This window comes from Kitasatospora sp. NPDC088742, from assembly GCF_055584905.1.
Genome location: NZ_JBVJLD010000103.1, coordinates 1 through 5,762 on the forward strand (window position 1 = coordinate 1; position 5,762 = coordinate 5,762).

5 protein-coding genes, 1 tRNA gene and 1 rRNA gene are annotated in these 5,762 nt (G+C 38.6%); 4 read left to right on the forward strand and 3 right to left on the reverse strand.

Annotated features, from left to right (window positions below; all coding sequences use genetic code 11):
• Both rrf and ACZ6ZR_RS38420 read right to left on the reverse strand, forming a co-directional pair.
• A 5S ribosomal RNA gene (gene rrf / locus ACZ6ZR_RS38415) occupies positions 1 to 89 on the reverse strand; the annotation flags it as partial.
• Between the two features lie 278 nt (positions 90 to 367).
• Entirely contained in the window at positions 368 to 1,438 is a 1,071-nt protein-coding gene (locus ACZ6ZR_RS38420) for a cysteine desulfurase family protein (RefSeq protein WP_066038274.1), read from the reverse strand.
• Between the two features lie 100 nt (positions 1,439 to 1,538).
• Between ACZ6ZR_RS38420 and nadB the strand changes: the two genes are divergently transcribed.
• From nadB to ACZ6ZR_RS38440, 4 genes are all read left to right on the forward strand, one after another.
• The gene (nadB, locus tag ACZ6ZR_RS38425) at positions 1,539 to 3,101 is read left to right on the forward strand and encodes an L-aspartate oxidase (RefSeq protein WP_054548465.1); all 1,563 of its coding nucleotides are present in this window, start codon (positions 1,539 to 1,541) and stop codon (positions 3,099 to 3,101) included.
• Positions 3,082 to 3,942: a carboxylating nicotinate-nucleotide diphosphorylase gene (gene nadC / locus ACZ6ZR_RS38430; protein ID WP_066038273.1), complete on the forward strand. Its 861-nt coding sequence runs from the start codon at positions 3,082 to 3,084 to the stop codon at positions 3,940 to 3,942. The genes nadB and nadC overlap by 20 nt, the downstream gene beginning before the upstream one ends.
• Positions 3,929 to 5,032, forward strand: a complete 1,104-nt coding sequence (gene nadA, locus ACZ6ZR_RS38435; RefSeq protein ID WP_387256528.1) for a quinolinate synthase NadA — start codon at positions 3,929 to 3,931, stop codon at positions 5,030 to 5,032. Before nadC ends, nadA begins: the two co-directional genes overlap by 14 nt.
• Before the next feature lie 165 nt (positions 5,033 to 5,197).
• The gene (locus tag ACZ6ZR_RS38440) at positions 5,198 to 5,614 is read left to right on the forward strand and encodes a VOC family protein (protein WP_054548462.1); all 417 of its coding nucleotides are present in this window, start codon (positions 5,198 to 5,200) and stop codon (positions 5,612 to 5,614) included.
• Between the two features lie 59 nt (positions 5,615 to 5,673).
• Here the strand turns inward: ACZ6ZR_RS38440 and ACZ6ZR_RS38445 are convergent.
• Positions 5,674 to 5,745, reverse strand: a tRNA-Glu gene (locus ACZ6ZR_RS38445).
• Between the last annotated feature and the right edge of the window lie 17 nt (positions 5,746 to 5,762).

Below are 5,762 nucleotides of genomic sequence, written 5' to 3' on the forward strand. Positions count from 1 at the left end.
GGAAGCCCCCAACTACCATCGGCGCTAAAGAGCTTAACTTCCGTGTTCGGTATGGGAACGGGTGTGACCTCTTTGCCATCATCACTAGACTTTGTTATGTATCTTGTTTTGAAGTTGTTTACCTGTCCTTCAAGACAAGAATTATTGTATAACGTTTTCTAACATTGTGCAATACTTTTTTATAAAAAAAAGAAATTATTACTTTTTAAAGATATTTTTGTTAAGTAAGAGAAAATATTGCCCTGCAAAATATTATAGCAATTGTTGGTTCAAAAGAAAACAATTATTTTATTTGGCCGATATTATTAGCTTATAATCTATTTCACTACAAGTGAAGAATATAGATAATCCTTCACTCGTCTTTTCGTTAAATATTTGAAAGCTCTATTTTTAATTTTACAATATCCTCAAGTGTAGTGGAAGGTCCAAAAGATATTCTAAAAAATTGGCGTGCCGCTTCCAAAGAGAACCCCATTGATAGAATAGCCTTTGTTCCCGATTCACTATGAATATCACATGCACTACCTGTAGAGATACAGATTCCCGCCTCATTTAACTTTAAAAGAACATATTGCCCCTCTACTTTTTCCATCATTACCCCACAAATATTAGGTAGTTGCTGTTTACACTCAACGAGCTGACATTTTTCAGGTAAATTATTTTCAAAATAATTTCTTAGCGTTTCATAATGTTGCAATTCATATTGATAGTTTTCAATTGCCGCGGCAAAGGCCACGATTGCAGGAGTATCTAATGTCCCCCCTCTAAGACCCCTCTCATGTGTCAAACCTGGTGTTAATGCAGGTACTCTGATTGCAGGGTTCAGATATATAGCACCACAGCCCTTTGGTCCGCCTATTTTATGAGCCGAGATGGTAATCGCATCTGCCCCTTGTGGTATAGCTAGTTTGCCAAATGATTGTACACAATCAACATGACAGAATATATTTGATTTTCTTGCCATCTTTACGATTTTCTCTACAGGCTGGATTGAACCAATTTCAGAATTGACATGTTGAATGGTAATCAAAGCAGTCTCTTCCCGGATTGCTTGTTGCAATTGCCCCAGATCAACACAACCATCCTTCTGCAAAGGTAATTTTGTTACAGTAAAGCCCTTTTTCTCAAGTGTATTCAAAGCCGCATGCACTGACGTATGCTCAGCTTGAGATGAAATAATGTGTTTTCCTTTTTTTGAGGCTAGCGCTAACGACAAGATGGCTATGAGATTTCCTTCTGTTCCACTACCCGTAAAAATTACGCCATCACTAGTTACACCTAGGGCTTGGGCTACAACCTCCCTTGATTGCTGGACAAAATAAAAAGCTTGTCCCCCTAAATCATGCAAACTCGCACTATTTCCATAATACCGTTGTGCCACCTCTACATATGCCTCAAGAGATTCCCTCATCATAGGTGATGTTGCAGCATAATCCATATAAATCATCGTCTTCTTCCTCTCTTGTTCATCAGGTCTTGTTTTCTTTTATATTTTATGTAAAGATAAGTGTCAAGACAACTGTAAAGAAGGTATAACAATGGATGTAAAGACAGACGTCCTTATAATTGGTAGTGGTATTGCTGCACTTCAGGCTGCTTTAGTGCTTGAAAAACATTTTCAAATACAAATTGTTACAAAATCATCTATATATATGAGTAGTTCTTATCGTGCACAAGGTGGGATTGCTGCTGTTACCAGTGAGGAGGATCATATTCAACATCATATTGCTGATACATTGAAAGCTGGAGAGTATCATCATGAGAAAAGGCATGTTAAAACACTTATAAAAGATGGCACTGAGATTATGCAAAACTATCTAAAGGATGGCCTCCCTGTTGATCGGCAGGTCGATGGAAAACCTGCTCTAGGACTTGAAGGAGCACATAGTCATCATCGTATTCTACATGCAGGTGGTGATCGTACTGGTCAGATTTTCATAGATTACTTGCTTCATAAACTTTCGCCCAAAACAAAGATCAATTGCTATGAAATGGCTTATGAGCTTTTACGGAATACAGATGGTGACTGTGTAGGAGTGCTAACTAAAGGAGAAAAAGGTACAAAACGTTATTTGGCTCATCATGTTATTTTAGCGACAGGTGGCGCAGGTGCCCTTTATTCAAGTACATCTAATTTTCCAACTAATACAGGGGATGGGATCGCATTAGCATTTCGAGCAGGCGCTGCCATTAGTGATATGGAATTTATGCAATTTCACCCGAGTCTTCTGTGGTGTAAAAATGAAGCAAAGGGATTAGTTTCTGAAGCTGTCAGAGGGGCTGGTGGTATTTTTGTTAATGCCCAGCATCAGCCCATTATGACAGGTTTACATGCTCAACTTGACCTAGCACCAAGACATATTACTGCACTTGCCCTATTTACAAAACGTGCAGCGGGTGAAGAAACGTTTATTGATATCACTAACATTCAAGACTTTGAAGCAAAGTTTCCAACAATTGCTCAGCTGTGCCATGTTCATCACGTTCATTTACAAGATGGTCTAATCCCCGTGGCTCCAGGAAGTCATTTCTTGATGGGTGGTGTTATTGCTGATGACAAAGGAAGAACTACTATACCGAACTTATATGCAGTCGGTGAGGTTGCCTGTACAGGCGTACATGGTGCGAATCGTTTAGCAAGCAACTCCCTATTGGAAGGTATTACATTTGGTCAAAAAATGGCGCAGTTCATTATTCAAAAAGGGTGTCATCAAAAAAACTTTTTACTGGAAAAGCATCAATGTCCTGATAAAATGCCACCTTTATTTAGCAAACCCCAATTACAGCAACACATGATGCAGTTCCTAGGTATTGTTAGAAATATTGATGACTTGCAGCATTTTGTAAAGCAACTACCCTCCTTGCAATCACTTATTCAAGTTAATTTAAAGGGTCTAGAACTAGCTGAGTTGGAATTATTTATGATGCATGTAGTCGCCACATTAATGGCACATGCAGCAATTACTCGAACGGAAACAAGAGGAGCTCATATTCGGAAGGATAAATCCGAAATGAAATCACAATGGGCAAGTCGATGGATTATTTTTTCGCAAGGACAAATGAAAGTGAGGAACTCATTGTATGAATATCATCAAACTTGAGGAAATGCTCAAGCAATTTTTTAATGAGGATTTAGGAGATGGAGATTTATCGAGTGAATTTATCTTTTCAGCCGAACAACAGGGAGCTTTTTCTTTTTACGCGAAAGAAAGCGGAATTTTTTGTGGGGCTAACATTATTGAGCATGGCTTTCTCTTACTCGATCGATCAATCGAAGTCAATCTTCATACAAAAGATGGAGAGATGGTGAAGTCAGGTGATGTACTCGCTGTGATTAAAGGTCCCTTACAAAAATTATTAATCGGTGAGCGTGTCATTTTAAATCTTATTCAACGTATGTCTGCTATTGCAACGGCTGCCCATCTTGCCGTTCAAGAAACAGTAGGTACTCACGCAAAAATATGTGATACGCGTAAAACACTACCAGGACTGCGTATGCTAGATAAATATGCTGTTAGAATTGGTGGTGCTTTTAATCATCGTAATGGCCTGTACGACGCAATTATGCTAAAGGACAATCATATTGCCTTTGCTGGTAGCATTACAAAGGCAGTTCAGACCGCTAGAGCGAAAGTCGGTCATACCGTAAAAATTGAAGTTGAAATTGAATCAAAAGAACAATTAGAAGAAGCTATCAACGCAGGAGCAGATATTATTATGTTTGATAACCGTAGCCCAGAAGAAATCCGTGCATGGCTTCCCATTGTTCCTCCCACTATTGCGACTGAAGCATCTGGGGGCATCACACTTGAAAATTTAAAGGCTTATGCCCAAACGGGTATTCAATGGATTTCACTTGGCTCCTTAACACATTCAGTTAAAGCTTTTGATATTAGTGCACTCGTTCAAATGAAAGGAGATCATTCCCTTGTCCATCACTAGTTTATTACAACAGACGACATTACTCCCAGAGCATTATCGGGCACTATCTGTAAAGGAAATGGAATCTCGTATTTTATCAATAAAGAAAAAATTAGGTTCTAAATTATTTATTCCTGGCCACCATTATCAAAAAGATGAAGTCATTCAATTTGCAGATGCAACTGGGGATTCTTTACAGTTAGCTCAATTATCCGCAGCAAATAAGGAAGCTGAACACATCGTATTTTGCGGTGTACATTTTATGGCAGAAACTGCTGATATGCTGACAACGAAACAGCAACATGTCTATTTACCAGATATGCGCGCTGGTTGTTCAATGGCTGATATGGCTGATATTTATCAAACTGAACAAGCATGGCCAATTCTTCAAGAACTCTTTGGTGATACGATTATTCCTCTAACCTATGTTAACTCAACTGCGGCTATTAAAGCCTTTACTGGAAGACATGGTGGTGCTTGTGTCACTTCATCGAATGCAAAGGAACTTGTTCAATGGGCTTTTACCCAAAAACAGCGTATCTTCTTTTTACCTGACCAACATTTAGGAAGAAATACTGCCTATGATTTAGGTATACCTCTTGAAAATATGGCTGTTTGGAATCCACATAAGAACTTGCTCGAAACAAAAGAGCCACTTGAAAATATCCAGGTTATTCTTTGGAAGGGTCACTGCTCTGTGCACGAAGGTTTTACTGTTCAACATACAGAGGTTATTCGCAAAGAACACCCGACTATGAGGATAATTGTTCACCCTGAGTGCAGCCGTGAAGTGGTTGCAGCGGCTGATGATGCAGGCTCCACAAAATACATTATTGATACAATCAATCGAGCTCCAAGCGGATCTGCATGGGCAATTGGAACAGAAATGAACCTTGTCAATCGCATTATTAAGCAGCATCCTGATAAACATATTGTCTCCTTAAACGAAAACTTTTGTCCTTGTTTAACAATGAATCGAATTGACCTTCCACATTTGTTATGGAGCTTAGAAAGTATTGAGCAAGGTCAACCTCATAACCGCATACAAGTAGATGAACATACTACCGCTGAAGCACTTAGTTCACTTGAAAGAATGCTAGCCAGAGGATAAATAGTTAAAACTTTTTAAACAGAAAGGTTGAAGATATAACCTTTCTGTTTTTGTTGACATAACGCCTACTTCTAATAGTGCTAATGGCTTCCATTTGCGCCCCGCTTTGCTATAATTGACACGACTTTATGCTCCATGATACTGTCAATTTGGAGGTGATACTAAATGGCTTTTCAATCGAAAAATATCTTTATCAATTTACCAGTACAAGATCTAAACAAATCGATCAGTTTTTTTAAGGAATTAGGTTTTGAGTTCAATCAACAATTCAGTGATGAAACAACAGCCTCAATGATTATTAGTGAAAATATCTTCGTATTAATAATGGTTGAAGAACGATTTAAAGGATTTAGTAAGAAAGAAGTTACAGATACTACTACTTCTGCAGAAGCAATCTTATGTCTTTCTGCTGAAAATCGTGAACAAGTAGATCAATTAGTGAATAAGGCTCTTGCCTCTGGTGGTAAACCTTATAGTGAACCACAAGATCACGGATTTATGTATGGTTGGGGTTTTCAAGATGTAGATGGGCACATCTGGGAAGTAGTTTATATGGATGAAAATGCATTGAAACAAGAGTAAATTTTGTATCTATGAATATCAAAAAACAGTAGATGCAATAGCATCTACTGTTTTTAGTATGACCCGTACGGGATTCGAACCCGTGTTACCGCCGTGAAAGGGCGGTGTCTTAACCACTTGACCAACGGGCCCATGGCGGAGAAGGAGG